We start from the raw sequence: 15,082 nt of genomic DNA on the forward strand, positions 1-15,082 counted from the left end.
ACCGAACGGACGAGGCGGTGGGACGCCTGTGACCTGGGACTATTCGCCGCGTACCGGGGATGGGGGCAGATCCCGGCCGGCGCGGGCCGAGGTGGTCAACGCTGCGATGAGTACGGTCTTACCGTCCGTATAAGCCTGGCCCGGGCCGAATCGGGCCATCAGCTCTTTCTTGCGAGTTGCATACCGTTCCCGGGCAGCCGGGTCGGCTCGCAGCAGGTCCCGCAGCAGCCGTTCCGGCCGGTCAGCCCAGGTCGAGGCGGGCACGATGTGCAGCAGGTACGCCGTGCTGTCGTAGTCCTCGCGGCGATAGCGCAACTCGTCCGGCTCGCGCTCCAGTCGGTTTCGGTAACCCAGCGTGGCTAGCGCGGCCTCATCGATCTCGTCCAGGTCGGCTGCGGCGGCCAGCAGGTCGATCTCTGGCCGGGCGGGCAACCCCGGCACGGCGGTGCTGCCGACATGCTCGATCGCGGCGAACAGGGGCGCCAGCGTCCCGCACGCCAGCCGGCCCAGCTCGGCCCAGCGGACGTCCGGCTCCGGAAGCGTCACAACCAGCCCACCTTCTTGAATCTGCGGTACAGCGTCAGCGACGCGGCGAGCATCACGAGGATGACGGCGGGGTAGCCGTACTCCCAGTCCAGCCCCGGCATGTGCGCAAAGTTCATGCCGTAGATGCCGGCGATCGCCGTCTGCACGGCGGCGATGGCGGCCCAGGACGCGATCTTGCGCATGTCATTGTTCTGGTCCACGGAGACCTGCGCCAGCCGAGCCTGCAGAATCGAGTTCAGCAGGTCGTCGAAGCCCGCGACCCGTTCCACGGCCCGAGCGAGGTGACCCCGTACGTCCACAAGGTACGGATACACCGCCTCCGGCACCACCCCACGGTCCAGAAGCCGGTGCAACGGCTCCTGCAGCGGCAGAACGGCCCGCTTGAACTCCACCATTTCCCGCTTCAGCTGATAGATGTGGCCGATCTGGGGCGATCTGTCCGCGGTGAACGCCACCGCCTCCAGCGCCTCCAGGTCGTGCTCCACATGCCCGGCGACCTCCAGATACAGATCGACCATCCGGTCACACACCGCGTGGGCCACCGCCCACGGACCCGCCGCCAGCAGCGTCGGCCGAGCTTCGAGATCCTTCCGTACGCTGCGCAGCGCACCCGCCGCCCCATGCCGCACCGTGATCACGAAGTCCGCCCCGAGTAGCACCGTCACGTCCCCGGTGTCGACCACCTCGGAGGATTCGGTCAGCTCCTCGTGCTCCACGTAACGTGCGGTCCGCAGCACCAGCCGGGTCACGTCCCCGATCACCTCCGCGGCGGGCCGGTGCCCCGGGTCGGCGGCCTGGGCAGCGGTCAGCTCGTGCAGGCCGAACACCTCGGCGACGGCGGCCATCGTGGCCTCGTTGGGCTCGTGCAACCCCAGCCACACGAAGGCGCCCCGGTGCCGCCGCGCGATGCGAGCGGCCTCGACATAGTGGGTGACACCCGGCCGCCGCCGCCCACCCTGGTAGACCGCGCAGTCCACCACGGCGTCCGGGTTGCGCTGCCGCTGCCGCGGCACGGCCGGCTCCGGACGGCTCAATCCCTCGATGATCCGCCCCAGCGTCCGCGGAATCAGGTACGGCTCCCGCCGCCAGCCGAACATGTCGCCCCACCTGCCCGTCGTCCGATGATCCGCACCGACGTTATCCGGCGGAAGCTCACCGGGGACGCACCGCACGCCCGGCGAGGATTAAGGTCACCTTCTGTCCGCAAACCGGGGGAGGCTGGAGTCATGGCGAACACGAGCGCGCGGATGCTTCGACTCCTGTCTTTGTTGCAAACCCACCGCTACTGGCCCGGCACCGAACTCGCCGACCGCCTCGAGGTCAGCCCCCGCACGCTGCGCCGCGACGTCGACCGGCTGCGCGAGCTCGGCTACCCGGTGGACGCCGCCCGCGGGGTCGCCGGGGGATACCAGCTGCAGGCGGGCGCCGCGGTCCCACCGCTGCTGCTCGACGACGAAGAAGCGGTCGCCATCGCGGTCGGCCTCCGGACGGCCGCCGCGGGCGCCGTCGCGGGGTTCGAGGAGACTTCCGTACGCGCCCTCGCCAAGGTCATCCAGCTGCTGCCACCCCGCCTGCGCCGCCGCATCGACGCTCTCCAGGCAGCCACCACTCCGGCAGTTCCCGGCGGGGGCCCGGTCCTCGACCCGACCACCCTGACCACGATCGCCCTGGCCTGCCGCGGCGAAGAGCGACTTCGCTTCGGCTACTCGAGGCGCGACGGTGACCACAGCAACCGCCACGTCGAGCCACACCGCCTCGTCTCCCTCGGCCGTCGTTGGTACCTCATCGCCTGGGACCTCGACCGCGCCGACTGGCGCAGCTTCCGCGTCGACCGCCTTGCCACACCGGAGCCGACCGGCGCCCGCTTCCGCCCCCGGGACATCCCCGGCGGCGATCCGGCCGCCTGGCTGCAGGGCCGCCTCGCGTCCACCACGGCCCGGTACGAGGTGGCGGTGCTGATCAACGCATCGGCCGAGACCGTCCGCCGGCAGGTCGGCCACTGGGCGACCGTCGAACCGCTCCTGCCGGGCGAATGGCGGAAGCCAAGCTGTCGCATGCGCATGAGCGTCGACGATCTGGGCTGGCCGGTCATGGTCCTCGGCGTCCTGGGCGCCGAGTTCATCGTCGAATCTCCGCCCGAGCTGGCTGCCCGAGCCCGGGAAGCCGCCGAGACGCTCCTCCGCGGAGCCGCACCCCCGGCCGCATAGTGGAGTCGAGGAACTGCCGCTCCAGGGCAGGGTGTGGCAGACGCGGCTGCTTTACCGGGCAGGGTTGGAAGGCGCGGATCGGCGCCCCCGTGGCGCCGATCCGCATAGGGAAACCTTATCGGGACCCTCCGACATTTTCCCGCAGATAAGTCCACAGTGGTGCCCTGAGCTGCGAAAGCTGTGGTGACGCACGGCATACTGCAGACCCGGGTCAATGGGCGAGCTCCGAGGGAGCCCTTCGGAGGGCTACCAGCGGCGGGGCTGGCCGGCGCGGTCGCGGACGGTGGCCCAGACCAGTTTGCCGCCGGTGGTGGGCAGGGCGCCCCAAGCGGTGGAGTCGGCGTGCACCACGCGCAGGCCGCGGCCACGTTCGTCGAGCGGAAGGCCGGCCTGGACCGGGGCTAGGGCGAGGATGCGGGGGAGTTCCGGGCTGCGGTCGCGTACGGCGATGTGCAGCGAGGTGCCGCGGCGGGAGACGGCCACGTCGATGGCGGTGCCGGCGTGCTCGACCGCGTTGGTCACCAATTCCGATACGACCGCGCGGGCCGGTAGCAACAGCGCGGACATGTTCCAGTCCTGGCAGGCGGCGCCGATGAGGTCGCGGGCTGCGCCGGGGGATGACGGGGCCGGCGGGAGGCTCTGCCGGACGATGTCGCCCGGTGCACAGTCGCCGGTCAGCGCCGCGTGGGCGGCCGCCAACGTGGGGTGGACGGGCAGGTCACCAGCGCGGCTGGGTGGGGACCCGGGTGGCAGACAGACCGCGATGCGGGCGGCCGGCACAGCGACCGCGGTGGCGCGTACGGCACCGAGCCAGGTGGGCGCGCCCACCGGTCCGGGGTCCTCGACGCGGCTGAGGTCGACCACGATGCCTGCCGGGTGCGCGGCGAGGCATTTCCGCAGCGTCCGGGACACGGCGGGGTGCAATGCCGCTGCCCAGGTCCCGCGGATGGCGACGTCGATGACCGCTCCGTCCGGGTCCGAGGTGACGCTGAAGTGCTCATCACCCGGATCGAACAGATACGGGGGTTGCTCCTGCATGGGACGGCCTTTCCGCCACGGGGTACTGGCGAGTCTTCGGCCCGGACGCCGTCGGGGCAACGGGGGAGTCACCCGAACGGGCTCGCCCGTTCAGCGCTGATCACCGATGTGGCCCGCCGCTTCGCCCACCTTGTCCGACGTGTCCCAGCCGCCACCCGAAATCTGAAAGAGGGTTTAGAGTTTCGGCCGGAAGAGATGAGGTGCGCTGGTGCTCAAAGAACTAGGCGAGGTGATTCCCGCCCCGGCCAACGTGCAGCCGGTCGCGGCCGCACATTTCACCATCGATGCGGGTACGGCGATCAGCGCAGCACCCGGCACGGAGCGAGTCGCGACCTACCTGGCCGAGCTGCTGCGCCCCGCCACGGGGTTCGACCTGCCGGTGACCCCGGCGGGCGGTCCCGACGCTCTGCCGGGAATTGTCGGTCTGTGGCTCGACGAGTCGCTTGGCGCGGAGGAGTACCGGCTGGAGATCTCCGGCACCGGGGTGACGCTGACCGGTGGTACGCCCGCAGGGTTGTTCTACGCCGTGCAGACGCTGCGCCAACTGCTCCCCGCCGACATCTTCGCGACCACGCCGCAGTCGGTCCGGTGGACGCTGCCCGGCGGCACGATCGTCGACCGGCCCCGTTTCGCCTACCGCGGCGCGATGCTGGACGTGGCCCGCCACTTCTTCACCGTGGCCGAGGTGAAGTCCTACCTCGACACGCTGGTCCAGTTCAAAATTAATCACCTGCACCTGCATCTCACCGACGACCAGGGTTGGCGCCTCGAGATCCAGAGTCGGCCCGCGCTCACCGCACTCAGCGGCGGCCCCGGAACCGGGGTGGACGGTGCCGGCCCCGGCTTCTACACCGCCGCCGACTACGCGGAACTCGTCGCGTACGCGGAAAGCCGGTTTGTCAGTGTTGTTCCCGAAATCGACATGCCGGGGCACGTGAACGCCGCTCAGGTCGCCTATCCGGAACTGACCGTCGACGGTGTCGCCCCGGCGCCGCGCACGGACACCAAGGTCGGCTACAGCTCGCTTGTGGCGGACAAGGAGGAGACCTACGCCTTCGTCGACGACGTGCTCCGCGAGGTCGCCGCCCTGACCCCCGGCCCCTACCTGCACATCGGCGGCGACGAGGCCCAGGCCACCTCGGCCGCCGAGTACCGGACCTTCATCGAGCGGGTTCTTCCGCTGGTCGCAAAGTACGGCAAGAGTCCGATCGGCTGGCACGAGATGGCCGCGGTCGACCTGCCCCCGGGCGCCATCACCCAGTACTGGCGCACAGAGTCCGCTGACGCCGGCACCGCCCGAGCCGCGGCAAACGGGGGCAAGGTGCTCATGTCCCCGGCAGACCGTGCCTATCTCGATATGAAGTACACGGCCAAGACTCCGCTCGGGTTGGACTGGGCCGGTGTCGTCGACGTCGAACGGGCGTACTCGTGGGATCCGGCCGACCGACTCCCCGGCGTCGGCGAGGACGCGCTTCTCGGCGTCGAAGCGCCGCTGTGGTCCGAGACCCTGCGCAGCCTGACCGACGTCCAGACCATGGCCTTCCCGCGGCTGCCCGCCATCGCCGAGGTTGGCTGGTCTCCTCGGCAGAGCCGGGACTGGGATTCGTTCCGGTGCCGGCTCGCCGGCTACGGCCCCCGCTGGGACATTCAGGGCGTTGCCTACCACCGCTCCGCGGACGTGCCCTGGCATTAGGAATGGTCTAGCTCCGGACACCGCCTACTCTTGCCGGGTGCGAAAGCAGGTGTGGGTCTCGGTCGCGGGCCTGGGCGGGTTCCTGGTGGTCGCGGCGGCGCAGCTCGCGCTCGTCGTCGTGCCGGTCATGCTGGTGCTCACGATGCTGCCCGGCGCGGCGGCGCTGCGGATCGGCCTGCCCATGTGCATCGCCACGGTGGGCGTCATGGCGTACGCGACCTGGCGAGCGCTCCACCTGCGCCGCCCCGAACCCATCGGCATTCCCGTCAGCCGGTCAGATGCGCCCGCCCTCTGGGCACTGCTCGACGCCGCCGCCACGGTGGCCGAAACCCGAGTGCCCGACCGGCTGATGATCGTGGCAGACGCGGCGGTCAAGGTCATCGAACGCACTCGGCTGCTCGGGCTCGCCGGTGGCAGCCGAGACCTCTACCTAGGGCTGCCGCTGCTGCAAGCCTGGGACATCGCGGCGCTGAAGGCTGCCGTCGCGCACGAGATCGGCCACTACTCACCCCGACTCGGGCGGCTCGCCCCCGTCGCCTACCGAGGACGAATCGCGGTCGGCCGGGTGGTGCCGCGCATCCCGCGGCGCAATCCAGCGGGTCCTCTGCTGCGGGCGTACGCGCGCTTCTATCGGCGCATCGACGCACCTTTCAGCGCGGCACAAGAGCTGCAAGCCGACCGCATCGCGGCCGAGTACGCGGGCGCGGACGCCGCGGCGTCCGTGCTGCGCGACCTGCCGGCGTTGGACGGAGTGTTACGGATCTTCCACGCCGAGTATCTCGGGCCGGGTTGGCAGGCCGGGCACGTGCCGGACGACATCTTCGGTGGGTTCCTGCGGGTGCTGGCGGCGCGCGCGGAGGACGTGGCGACGCTGCGGGCCAGGGAGCCGGCGACCCCTTCCACCTGGGACACCCACCCGGCGCGTGCGGTGCGGCTTGCCGCGCTGGCGAGTGTGCCGCCTGCCTCCGCCTCGGCTGCACCGGCCCTATCCGTCTCGGATGCTCCGGCCGTCTCCGAATCTGCTGCTCCGGCCGTCTCCGAATCTGCTGCTCCGGCCGTCCCCGAATCTGCTGCTCCGGCTCTCTCCGGTTTGGCCGCCCTGGCGGAGACCGGTGCGGTGTCTCCAGGCGCTTCGGCGACCTCGATGGCGGCTGCCCCGGGCTCTCCGGCCGGTTCCTCGGCGGTTTCTGTCGGCGCTTCCGATCTTTCGCAGGCTGCCCCAGACCCCTCGCAGACCGACTCCGACGCAGCTCCTGCGGCATCTGACGCGCCTGAGCTCATCCCTGATCTTCCCGGCCTGGGGAAGGCGTTGCAGACCGTCGCCTTCCCGCCGCAGGGGCGCACCACCGTGGGCTGGGACGATTTTTTCGGTGCCGCTCGGATCGTGGAGATGGAACGGGAAGCCGACGCCGCGCTGACCACGCTGTCCCGGGCGGTGGGCAGCCCGGTCGGCACCGCCGCCGACGTGTTGGATCTCGCGGGCGACGGGCGGTTGCACACGCTCGCCGAGTCGGTCTTCCCCGGAATGACCGCCGCGGAGACCTCGGCGCGGATCGGCGACCTGGTCACGCTCCTGCTGGCCCTCGCAGCGTTGCGCAGCGGCGTGGCCCGGTGGCGGCACAGCTGGACCGGCACCGCCGAGCTGGTCACCGCTAGCGGACACCCGCTCAACCTCGGAGAGCTCACCGCCCTGGCGATCGCCCCGCCGACCGTCGCAACCGCCCGGGACCGGCTCGCCGAACTCGGTATCGACGTCGCTGCCCCGGCCGAGCCCAGTGCGACCCCCCGGGCCGAAGTCGTCGGGGGCGTCGTCAATCTGCTCGTCGATGGCACACGAACGGACGTTCTGGTGGTCGACACCGGACTCTTTCTCGTACCGGGACTGCCGCGGTCACAGAACGGCACCGCGAAGCGCAGGCTCGCCGAATTCGCCGCTGCCGACCACCCGCGGCGGGCGGTGCTGGTGCCTCAGTGCCGGTTCGTGGCGTACGCGGACGTGGCCGGAGCCACCCAGGTCAAACGGCGAAGCTGGGACCTGCGGTTGCGGGACGGCGAGACGTTGAGCGTGCGTACGGCCCTGGACTCCGATGCGCTGCCCGGCGGCTGGACGGCGCTCGACGACGCAGTGGCCTTCCTGGCGCGGACGCGCTGATCTGTCAGGCGTCGATACGGCGCGGGTGCCGTCGGCGGAGATAGATCGTTACCGAGACGAGGGCCACACGAGATTGTGCTCGGCGGGAGTGAACTACAAAGCTGTTCTCTGCGTGTTCATCCGTAGACGGTCGTATGTCCGACCGAGCGGTGAGCAAGCTGGTACCCCGGCGGCACACTGGTGAGCGGTGACATCTGCTTACCGCTTGCGAAAACGGGTAGTGGGGCGGCACGCGGATCGGCGATGATCATCAGAACAGGGGGGAGTGGCGTGATGGAACGGGGACCCATGGCGCTCTTCGGGGCCATCGTTGCACTGGGCCTCGGCCCGGCGATGTGGCTGGGAGCGCAGTTCGGCGAGGCAACGGTGACACCGCCACGCCAGCCATCGATCATCACGCAGCAGAACGACGTGACCGGACCCGAAGGCGGTTCCGGGGCCGGCGACTCCCCGGAGGAAAAAGCCCGGGTCGTCCGCAGCGAACCGCGATCGAACCCGGAGCCGCTGACTCCGCGGACGAAGCCGGCTGCTGAGAAGACCTCGCCGTCGACGCCTTCTCCCTCGGCCTCGTCGGAGAAGAGCACGCCGCCTACCGAGTCAACGACACCGCCGGTCGAGAAACCCGAGGAGCCGGCCACGCCGCCGTCGGGCGCCACCACCGAACCGGGCACGCCGCCTACCGGCGACAACCCCGGCGGACCGGTTCTGCCGCCAGTGCCGCCGATCACCGAGCAGGAATTGCCCTCCGGAACTGGCACCGACAAGATCGCTGAGGTAGTCGCTCCGGCGAACCTGCAGGGCTGAACTGGTGGTCCGGACGGTGGCGACCGCCCGGACCGAGCACGTCAGCAGGGACTACAGTCCAAGAATCCGGTTGAGGATGTCGCGGTAACCCCGTAGCTGCACCCGCAGCGCTTCGGTGTCGTCGCTGTCGCCACCCAACTCCTCCTTGCGGGCCCGCAGACTCGCGGTCAGCGTCTCCACGGCCTCGTCGACGAGAGTGGCGGCTTCGCTGGTCGCCTCCTTCGGGCTGTCCACGAAGCGAAGCTGCACCTCCCGCCACCGCTCCTGAAGCGCCTGCGCCTCGTCCGCAGCGAAGAACACGTCGGTTGGCCGCTCCGTCTCAGCCCTCGCGGCGATGGCCGCCACTCCCGGGGAGGGGGCGGCCGTTGCCGCGCCAGCGGTGTTCGCCTGTGGGGCGCTCGTTGCGTCGGCGGTGTTCGCCTGTGGGGCGCTCGTTGCGTCGGAGCCTGAGCCCGCGATGGGTGCGCCCGCGCTGTCCGTGCCCAAAGTCTCCGTCCCCGTCGCTTCCGCATCCGGGGCGCCCCCGCCCGTCGCGCCTGTGTTCGCGGCGGTCAGCTCCGAGGCCTTCTCGGCGTCAGGAGTCGGCCCGTGCACATCCCGCGCTTCGGGCGCGCGCTCTTCAAGTCGCGGATCAGCCGTCCCGTCCGGCAATTCGCGCTCAGGCGTCGCGGCGTACTCATCAGAATCGATTCGCTCCTCGCTGAGATAGCTGCTCTCGTCCGCGCCGGGCGTGGCACGGCCGTGTGAGCTTGCGGGGCCGATGGTGTCCGCACTGTCATCACCGGAGCCGAACTGGTGGTCGCGGGTGACTCGGTCCTCGGCGCCGACCCGGGTAACGGAGATGTCGCGGTCGCTGGTGCCCGCGTGGTCGTCGAGCGGGACATCCACGATGTCCTTGTCTGCATCGTCGCGGTCCACGGCAGACGTGTGGCTCGTGTAAGTCGTGGTGTTGGTCCTGGAAGGAGACTCATTCCCGGCCATGTCCTCGGCGGCCTCGGACGGCGACGATCCGCCGAACGGGCGCGGCGTGGCTCCCGGCTGGTGGAGCTCGGTGCGGTCCGGATCGGCTCCGGCCCGGGTGTCGTCGGCGGTGGCGTCGGACCACGGGGAGGGCGGACGCTGGCCGGGTACCGCCACCGGCTCCGACTGCACCCGTTCGGGCCGGTCGTCGTGGGCCTGCTCGTCGGCGGACTCGCGGGCGTCGTTGGAGAAGAAACGCATCGTCGCACTCCTCAGCGGCTCGTGGCGTCGGGACGGTGGCCCGCGACGTCGCTGTCGTGGTCATTGATCTTCTGGGACGGCAGCTTCGGCTCGGACGCCGGGGCGGCGGCACCTTCCGTACGGACGGGGTTCTCGCCGAGCAGATCGGCGAAGAGCGCGCGGTAGTGGACCAGCGCCTGACGCAGGTCCTCAGTGTCAGCTTCGCTGTTCTTGCTGCGTTCGCTGATGGCGTGGGCGTCGCGGTAGTGCTCCAGCGTCCGGGCGTGGTCGACCGACAGCGTCGCCAACTGCTCGTCGTACTCGCCGGTGGGGTAGCCGCGCTCGGCGATCAGCCGGGTCACCAGCTCGTCGGCGGTGGCGACGGCGTGCTCAGGCGCGTCCACGAACTGGATCTGCACCTCTTCCCAGGCGACGGAGTACCGGGCTTTGTTCTCTGCGGACAGCGGGATGAGTTCGAGCTGGGCGTGCCGCCTGCGGCGCTCCTCGAGCTCGCGTTCGCCGGCAGCGCGGCTGTCGGCATCGGCGACCACTCGGTCGTACTCGGGTCCGAAGGTGTTCTGTAGGTTCTTGCGACGTCCGGCGCGGACGCTGTAGACGACGGCGGCGGCGACCAGCAGGGCCAGGACGATGAGAATGATCACGAGTGTGGGGGACATCGGCCTCCTCCTTCTTCCGCGCCTGGTATTCCCACCCCGCGGGGGTCGTCAATCCGGTTCGGGCCCAGCGACCTGAAAACCCCCGGACTTATCCACAGGTGAACTGGCTCGGTGCGACGCCATTCCGTATTCTGCCGGAGGCGCGCAGCTCATCGATGGTCATTGACTCCTCAAGCGGTGATCCGGCTGGGCGGCGCTCGAGGACGTACAGGAGTCTGATGAGAACCCGCAGTTGGTCGATCCGCGTGAAGATCGTCGCGATGGTCGCGGTGCCACTCGTGGCACTGCTGGCGTTGTGGGTCTTCGCCACGGCGATCACCGCCGGCCCCGCACTGTCCCTGCTGTCGGCGCGCACGTTGCTCGACACAGTGGGCAACCCCGGCGAAGTCCTGATGGGGGAGGTCCAGCGGGAACGCAAGATCTCCGTCCAGTTCCTTGCCGACCCGAAGGCGTCGCCAGGCCCCCTGGACGCGCAGCGGGCCGCCACCGACCGCGCCGCGGACGAGTTCCGGCGAAAGGCCGGCAGCGCCGAGGCCCGCCGGGCAGCCAGTGCCACGTTGGAATCCCGCATCCAGCAGGTGTACACCGATCTGGACGGGCTGACCACAGCTCGCGACTACATTGACCGCCGCGAGGTCGACGTGGTGGGTGCGCAGAACCTCTACAACAGCATCGTGGACAGCGGCTTCCAGATGTTCGCCGCTACCGCCTCCTTCAACGATGAGCGCGTCGACCGGGAGATTCGCGCCCTGACGACCGTCGGCCGCGGCCAGGAACACCTCAGCCGCATCGATTCCTTGCTCACCGGGGCGCACGCGGCCGGGAAGTTCACCGAGCAGAGCCGCGCCGAGCTCGTGCAGGCGATCGGCACCTCCCGGTTCCTCTTCGCACAGGGCATCACCGACCTGCCCGAACGCGACCGCGTCGCCTGGCAGCGGCTCAGTCGGGGCGCCGCCTTCAACCGGCTGCAGGAGCTGCAAGACCAGCTCATGTCCACGAGCCGGGCCGACGCGCCGTCGCCGGTCGGGTCCGACACGTGGCAGCCCGCCTTCGACTCCACCGCACAGCAGCTACGCGCCTTCGAAATCAACGCGACCGACTCGCTCGCCGAAGACGTCCGGCCGGTCGCCACCGGCATTCTGCTGCGGCTGGGTCTCGCCGGAGTCCTCGGCCTGGTGGCCGTCATCGCCACTGTCCTCGTCTCGCTGCGGGTCGGCCGCTCGATCGTGGGCCGCCTGGTCCGACTGCGCCGCGAAGCCCTCCAGGTGGCGGAGGATCGACTGCCCGCAGTGGTCAAGCGCCTGCAACGCGGCGAGGCCGTCGACGTCGAGCAGGAAACACCACCCTTGGAGTACGGCCGGGACGAGATCGGCGAGGTGGCACGCGCCTTCAACGAGGTGCAGCGTACGGCGGTGCAGTCGGCGATCGAGGAGGCCAACGTCCGGCGCGGCATCAACGAGGTCTTCCTCAACATCGCCCGGCGCAGTCAGACGCTGCTGCACCGCCAGCTGGCGCTCCTCGACAAGATGGAACGGCGCGAAACCGGCCCCGACGAGCTCGAAGACCTGTACCGCGTGGACCATCTCGCGACCCGCATGCGCCGCCATGCCGAAGACCTGGTGATCCTGGCCGGCGCCGCCCCGGGCCGCGGCTGGCGCAACCCCGTCCCGATGATCGACGTGGTCCGCGGCGCGATCAGCGAGGTCGAGGACTACAAGCGGGTCCACATCGTCGCCATCGCCCCGTCGGCGGTGCTCGGCCGCGCCGTTGGCGACGTCATCCACCTGCTGGCCGAGCTGCTCGAGAATGCCGCTGCTTTCTCGCCGCCGCAGACTCAGGTGGAGGTAGTCGGCCAAGCCCTGCCCAATGGCTATGCCGTGGAGATCGAGGATCGTGGCCTGGGCATGTCCGCCGAAGCGATCGCCGAGGCCAACCGCAAGCTGGTCGAACCCCCGGAGTTCGACCCGGCCAACAGCGCAAGACTCGGCCTCTTCGTGGTAGCCCAGCTCGCCGCCCGCCAAGGCCTGCGCGTCTCGCTCCGCCCCAGCTCCTACGGCGGCGTGACCGCGATCGTCCTCATCCCCGACGACCTGGTCACCACCGTTCCACCCGGTTCCCTCGCCCTGCCCGCCCCGACGCCCGGCTCTCTGCCGGCCCTAGCCCCTGGCTCCCAGCCCGGTCTCGCCGCGCTCCCCGCCGGCCCGAAGGCAGGGAACGGCATCGCCGCGCAGGCTGCCCTCGGCCACGACATTGCCGGGTACGGCTCCACGGAACACGCCGGTGCTGGGCCGGCCGTCGCTGACCAGGCGATTGCCGGGCAGAGCTTCGCCGGCAGACGTGCGGCGGATCAACCGACTGCGGAGCACTTCACCGCCGACCACGTTGCTCCGGAAGCGGTGATCGCGGACGAGGCCTGGGCGCCGCCCATGCACGGCAATCCGGTCGCACAACCGGTGGTGGAGAGGCCAACACCGGAGAAGACCGGCCCCGCTCCCAGCGCCGCGATATCCGGGCTGACCCCGGACGGCCTGGTTCGGCGTCGCCGTACCGGCCCACGACGCCGACCACACGGGCCCGTCGAACCGCCCGCCCACCTGCCGCCCAACCAGACGTCCCCTGCGGCACTGTCCCCGCCGCCCTTCCGCATCCCCGCCCAGCGGGCACCTTCCGACCCGATCCCCCCTGCGCCCATCCCCCCCGTACACGGGCAGTCCACACCGATGCCGCCTGACACGGTGGCGCCCACATCGGTGCCGCCCGAGGTTGTGCCGCCCGCATCGGTGCCGCCTGACGCTGTACCGCCCGCATCGGTGCTGCCCGAGGTTGTGCCGCCCGCGGATATTCCGCTCGAGCCCGTGCCGCCTGCGCGTATGCCGTCGGAGGAGGGGATGCCGGCGCCCGTGCTGCCGACGTCTGCGCTGCCTGACACCGGGGCGCCTGCACCCACTGTGGAAGAGGGGTTGCCGCGCCGGGTGCGGCAGGCGAACCTGGTTCCCCAGCTCCGAGAGCCGGCGGCCGAGCGGGCGGAGCCCACCACCGTGCGGTCGCCGGAAGAAGTGCGGAGCCTGATGAGTGCCCTCCAACGCGGCACGAAGCGGGGTCGTCAGGAAGCGGCAGCACTGCTCCACGACACCTCGGAATCAGCGGCAAGTGAGGGCGCCGACGCAAGCGGTGAGCAAGATCTTTCGACAAGTGACAAAGAGCGGACGGCAGGGCAGCCCGCGTGGTCCGAGGCGGCTACCGTCACGTTCCCGGCCGTGCCGGGCGATGTGGACGGCAGCGGCGACCGCGAAGACAGCGCTGCTGACGGGAAACACCAGAACCACCGGCTGGATAAGGACGCATAAGTGGCACAGAGGACTAACCAGAGCGCCAATCTCACCTGGCTTCTCGACGAACTGGTCGAGCGGGTGCCGTCGGCGCGGCAGGCGGTGGTGCTCTCCGCCGACGGGCTCCTGCTCGGCGCATCGGCCGGCATGACCCGGGAGGATGCCGAGCACCTGTCGGCGATGGCTGCCGGGTTCCAGAGCCTCGCCAAGGGCGCGAGCCGGCATTTCGCCGCCGGGCCCGTACGCCAGACCGTGGTCGAGATGGAAGACGCCTTCCTCTTCGTCACCGCGGCCGGCCAGGGTGCCTGCCTCGCCGTCGTGGCGGACAGTGAGGCGGATCTCGGGCTCATCGCGTACGAGATGGCGATGCTGGTCACCCGGGTCGGGCAGACGATGGACGCACCGGAGCGGTTCCCCAGATCCGATGCCCGCTGATCACGACTGGCTGGATTCCGACGCGGGACCGGTCGTCCGGCCGTACGCGATGACCCAGGGCCGGGTGGCACCCGCCGGCGACGAGTTTGACCTGGTCGCCTTCGTGGTCGCCACCGTTGCTGGCACTGCCCCGGCCCCCGGGCTGCCGCCAGAGCATCTCGCCCTCGTCGGCGCGGCGTGGGAGCCCACGTCCGTCGTGGAACTAGCCTCCAAACTGGACCTCTCGATCGGAGTCGTCCGGGTGCTGCTGGGTGATCTACGCTCAGCCGGACTCATCTCGCTCTACGAGCCTCCCGCGGCCTCCCAGCCGCATGACGTCGACGTACTCAAGGCGGTTGTCAATGGACTCCGTGCGCTCTGACCCGGCCGGCGCGCGTTCGCGTATTCCGGTCGCGCTCAAGATCCTCATCGCCGGCGGCTTCGGTGCGGGCAAGACCACCATGGTCGGCTCGGTGAGCGAAATCCGGCCGTTGCAGACCGAGGAAGTGCTCACCGGCGCTGACGGTGCCGACGACACCTCCGGCGTGGAAGGCAAGCGGACCACCACGGTGACGATGGACTTCGGCCGCATCACCATCACCGATGACCTGCAGCTCTATCTGTTCGGCACCCCGGGACAGGACCGCTTCTGGTTTCTCTGGGACGAGCTCTCCCAGGGCGCCCTGGGTGCGGTGGTGTTGGCCGACACGCGCCGGCTGGCGGACTGCTTCCCGTCGATCGACTATTTCGAGCAGCGTGGCACACCGTTCGTGGTGGCGGTGAACTGCTTCGACGAGCGACGGTTCGGCACGGACGCGGTGGCGCGCGCCCTCGACCTCGACGCGGACGTCCCGGTGGTGGAGTTCGACGCCCGCGAGCCGCTCGCCGCCCGAAACGTCCTCATCGAGCTGGTGGAGTACGTCGCCCGCCGCCAGCTTGCCTCCGCCGGGTCGCGTTAGCCCCGCGCTGACGATTCGCCGCCCTATGTGGCGGCGGTCGCGTGTGTGGGCCGCGGTCCGCGC

At 70.4% G+C, this 15,082-nt stretch carries 13 protein-coding genes; 8 read left to right on the forward strand and 5 right to left on the reverse strand.

The genetic code is table 11. The features are described 5' to 3' along the window. Window positions 1-39: 39 nt before the first annotated feature. Both ACIA1L_RS10685 and ACIA1L_RS10690 read right to left on the reverse strand, forming a co-directional pair. Window positions 40-546 (reverse strand): GrpB family protein, encoded by a 507-nt coding sequence (locus ACIA1L_RS10685; protein ID WP_396072399.1) that lies wholly within the window; start codon window positions 544-546, stop codon window positions 40-42. Next, window positions 543-1,643, reverse strand: a complete 1,101-nt coding sequence (locus ACIA1L_RS10690) for a magnesium and cobalt transport protein CorA (protein WP_396072400.1) — start codon at window positions 1,641-1,643, stop codon at window positions 543-545. The genes ACIA1L_RS10685 and ACIA1L_RS10690 overlap by 4 nt, the downstream gene beginning before the upstream one ends. A 129-nt stretch (window positions 1,644-1,772) precedes the next feature. Here ACIA1L_RS10690 and ACIA1L_RS10695 point away from each other — a divergent pair, with 129 nt between their 5' ends. Continuing rightward, the gene (locus ACIA1L_RS10695; RefSeq protein WP_396072401.1) at window positions 1,773-2,753 is read left to right on the forward strand and encodes a helix-turn-helix transcriptional regulator; all 981 of its coding nucleotides are present in this window, start codon (window positions 1,773-1,775) and stop codon (window positions 2,751-2,753) included. A 246-nt stretch (window positions 2,754-2,999) separates the two neighbouring features. On the opposite strand, the gene ACIA1L_RS10700 is transcribed toward ACIA1L_RS10695, so the two are convergent. Then, complete coding sequence (locus ACIA1L_RS10700) at window positions 3,000-3,791, reverse strand: ATP-binding protein (RefSeq protein WP_396072402.1); 792 nt, start codon at window positions 3,789-3,791, stop codon at window positions 3,000-3,002. 208 nt (window positions 3,792-3,999) lie between these two features. Here ACIA1L_RS10700 and ACIA1L_RS10705 point away from each other — a divergent pair, with 208 nt between their 5' ends. From ACIA1L_RS10705 to ACIA1L_RS10715, 3 genes are all read left to right on the forward strand, one after another. Next, window positions 4,000-5,484: a beta-N-acetylhexosaminidase gene (locus ACIA1L_RS10705; RefSeq protein ID WP_396072403.1), complete on the forward strand. Its 1,485-nt coding sequence runs from the start codon at window positions 4,000-4,002 to the stop codon at window positions 5,482-5,484. Between the two features lie 37 nt (window positions 5,485-5,521). Continuing rightward, window positions 5,522-7,636 carry a M48 family metalloprotease gene (locus ACIA1L_RS10710; protein ID WP_396072404.1) on the forward strand — a complete coding sequence of 705 codons (2,115 nt, stop codon included), beginning with the start codon at window positions 5,522-5,524 and terminating at the stop codon, window positions 7,634-7,636. A 273-nt stretch (window positions 7,637-7,909) separates the two neighbouring features. After that, window positions 7,910-8,440: a hypothetical protein gene (locus ACIA1L_RS10715; RefSeq protein ID WP_396072405.1), complete on the forward strand. Its 531-nt coding sequence runs from the start codon at window positions 7,910-7,912 to the stop codon at window positions 8,438-8,440. A gap of 51 nt (window positions 8,441-8,491) precedes the next feature. On the opposite strand, the gene ACIA1L_RS10720 is transcribed toward ACIA1L_RS10715, so the two are convergent. Both ACIA1L_RS10720 and ACIA1L_RS10725 read right to left on the reverse strand, forming a co-directional pair. Further along, on the reverse strand, window positions 8,492-9,661 hold the full coding sequence (locus tag ACIA1L_RS10720; RefSeq protein ID WP_396072406.1) for a hypothetical protein: 1,170 nt from the start codon (window positions 9,659-9,661) through the stop codon (window positions 8,492-8,494). An 11-nt stretch (window positions 9,662-9,672) separates the two neighbouring features. Next, the gene (locus ACIA1L_RS10725; protein WP_396072407.1) at window positions 9,673-10,317 is read right to left on the reverse strand and encodes a hypothetical protein; all 645 of its coding nucleotides are present in this window, start codon (window positions 10,315-10,317) and stop codon (window positions 9,673-9,675) included. A gap of 218 nt (window positions 10,318-10,535) precedes the next feature. Here ACIA1L_RS10725 and ACIA1L_RS10730 point away from each other — a divergent pair, with 218 nt between their 5' ends. From ACIA1L_RS10730 to ACIA1L_RS10745, 4 genes are read left to right on the forward strand one after another with little or no spacing between them, the layout of a single operon-like run. After that, window positions 10,536-13,664 carry a nitrate- and nitrite sensing domain-containing protein gene (locus ACIA1L_RS10730; protein ID WP_396072408.1) on the forward strand — a complete coding sequence of 1,043 codons (3,129 nt, stop codon included), beginning with the start codon at window positions 10,536-10,538 and terminating at the stop codon, window positions 13,662-13,664. Continuing rightward, window positions 13,665-14,081, forward strand: coding sequence for a roadblock/LC7 domain-containing protein (locus tag ACIA1L_RS10735; protein ID WP_396072409.1), 417 nt, complete (start codon window positions 13,665-13,667; stop codon window positions 14,079-14,081). Further along, window positions 14,071-14,442, forward strand: a complete 372-nt coding sequence (locus tag ACIA1L_RS10740) for a DUF742 domain-containing protein (protein WP_396072410.1) — start codon at window positions 14,071-14,073, stop codon at window positions 14,440-14,442. The genes ACIA1L_RS10735 and ACIA1L_RS10740 overlap by 11 nt, the downstream gene beginning before the upstream one ends. After that, window positions 14,423-15,019: a GTP-binding protein gene (locus ACIA1L_RS10745; protein WP_396072411.1), complete on the forward strand. Its 597-nt coding sequence runs from the start codon at window positions 14,423-14,425 to the stop codon at window positions 15,017-15,019. Before ACIA1L_RS10740 ends, ACIA1L_RS10745 begins: the two co-directional genes overlap by 20 nt. Window positions 15,020-15,082 lie beyond the last annotated feature (63 nt).

It is taken from the genome of Actinoplanes sp. NPDC051859 (genome assembly GCF_044452725.1).
Lineage (GTDB): Bacteria > Actinomycetota > Actinomycetes > Mycobacteriales > Micromonosporaceae > Actinoplanes.

Coding starts and splice junctions, on each gene's coding strand:
- ACIA1L_RS10740 (WP_396072410.1), top strand. CDS start 14,071: ATGCCCGCTGATCACGACTGGCTGGATTCCGACGCGGGACCGGTCGTC.
- ACIA1L_RS10725 (WP_396072407.1), bottom strand. CDS start 10,317: ATGTCCCCCACACTCGTGATCATTCTCATCGTCCTGGCCCTGCTGGTC.
- ACIA1L_RS10700 (WP_396072402.1), bottom strand. CDS start 3,791: ATGCAGGAGCAACCCCCGTATCTGTTCGATCCGGGTGATGAGCACTTC.
- ACIA1L_RS10695 (WP_396072401.1), top strand. CDS start 1,773: ATGGCGAACACGAGCGCGCGGATGCTTCGACTCCTGTCTTTGTTGCAA.
- ACIA1L_RS10715 (WP_396072405.1), top strand. CDS start 7,910: ATGGAACGGGGACCCATGGCGCTCTTCGGGGCCATCGTTGCACTGGGC.
- ACIA1L_RS10730 (WP_396072408.1), top strand. CDS start 10,536: ATGAGAACCCGCAGTTGGTCGATCCGCGTGAAGATCGTCGCGATGGTC.
- ACIA1L_RS10745 (WP_396072411.1), top strand. CDS start 14,423: ATGGACTCCGTGCGCTCTGACCCGGCCGGCGCGCGTTCGCGTATTCCG.
- ACIA1L_RS10720 (WP_396072406.1), bottom strand. CDS start 9,661: ATGCGTTTCTTCTCCAACGACGCCCGCGAGTCCGCCGACGAGCAGGCC.
- ACIA1L_RS10690 (WP_396072400.1), bottom strand. CDS start 1,643: ATGTTCGGCTGGCGGCGGGAGCCGTACCTGATTCCGCGGACGCTGGGG.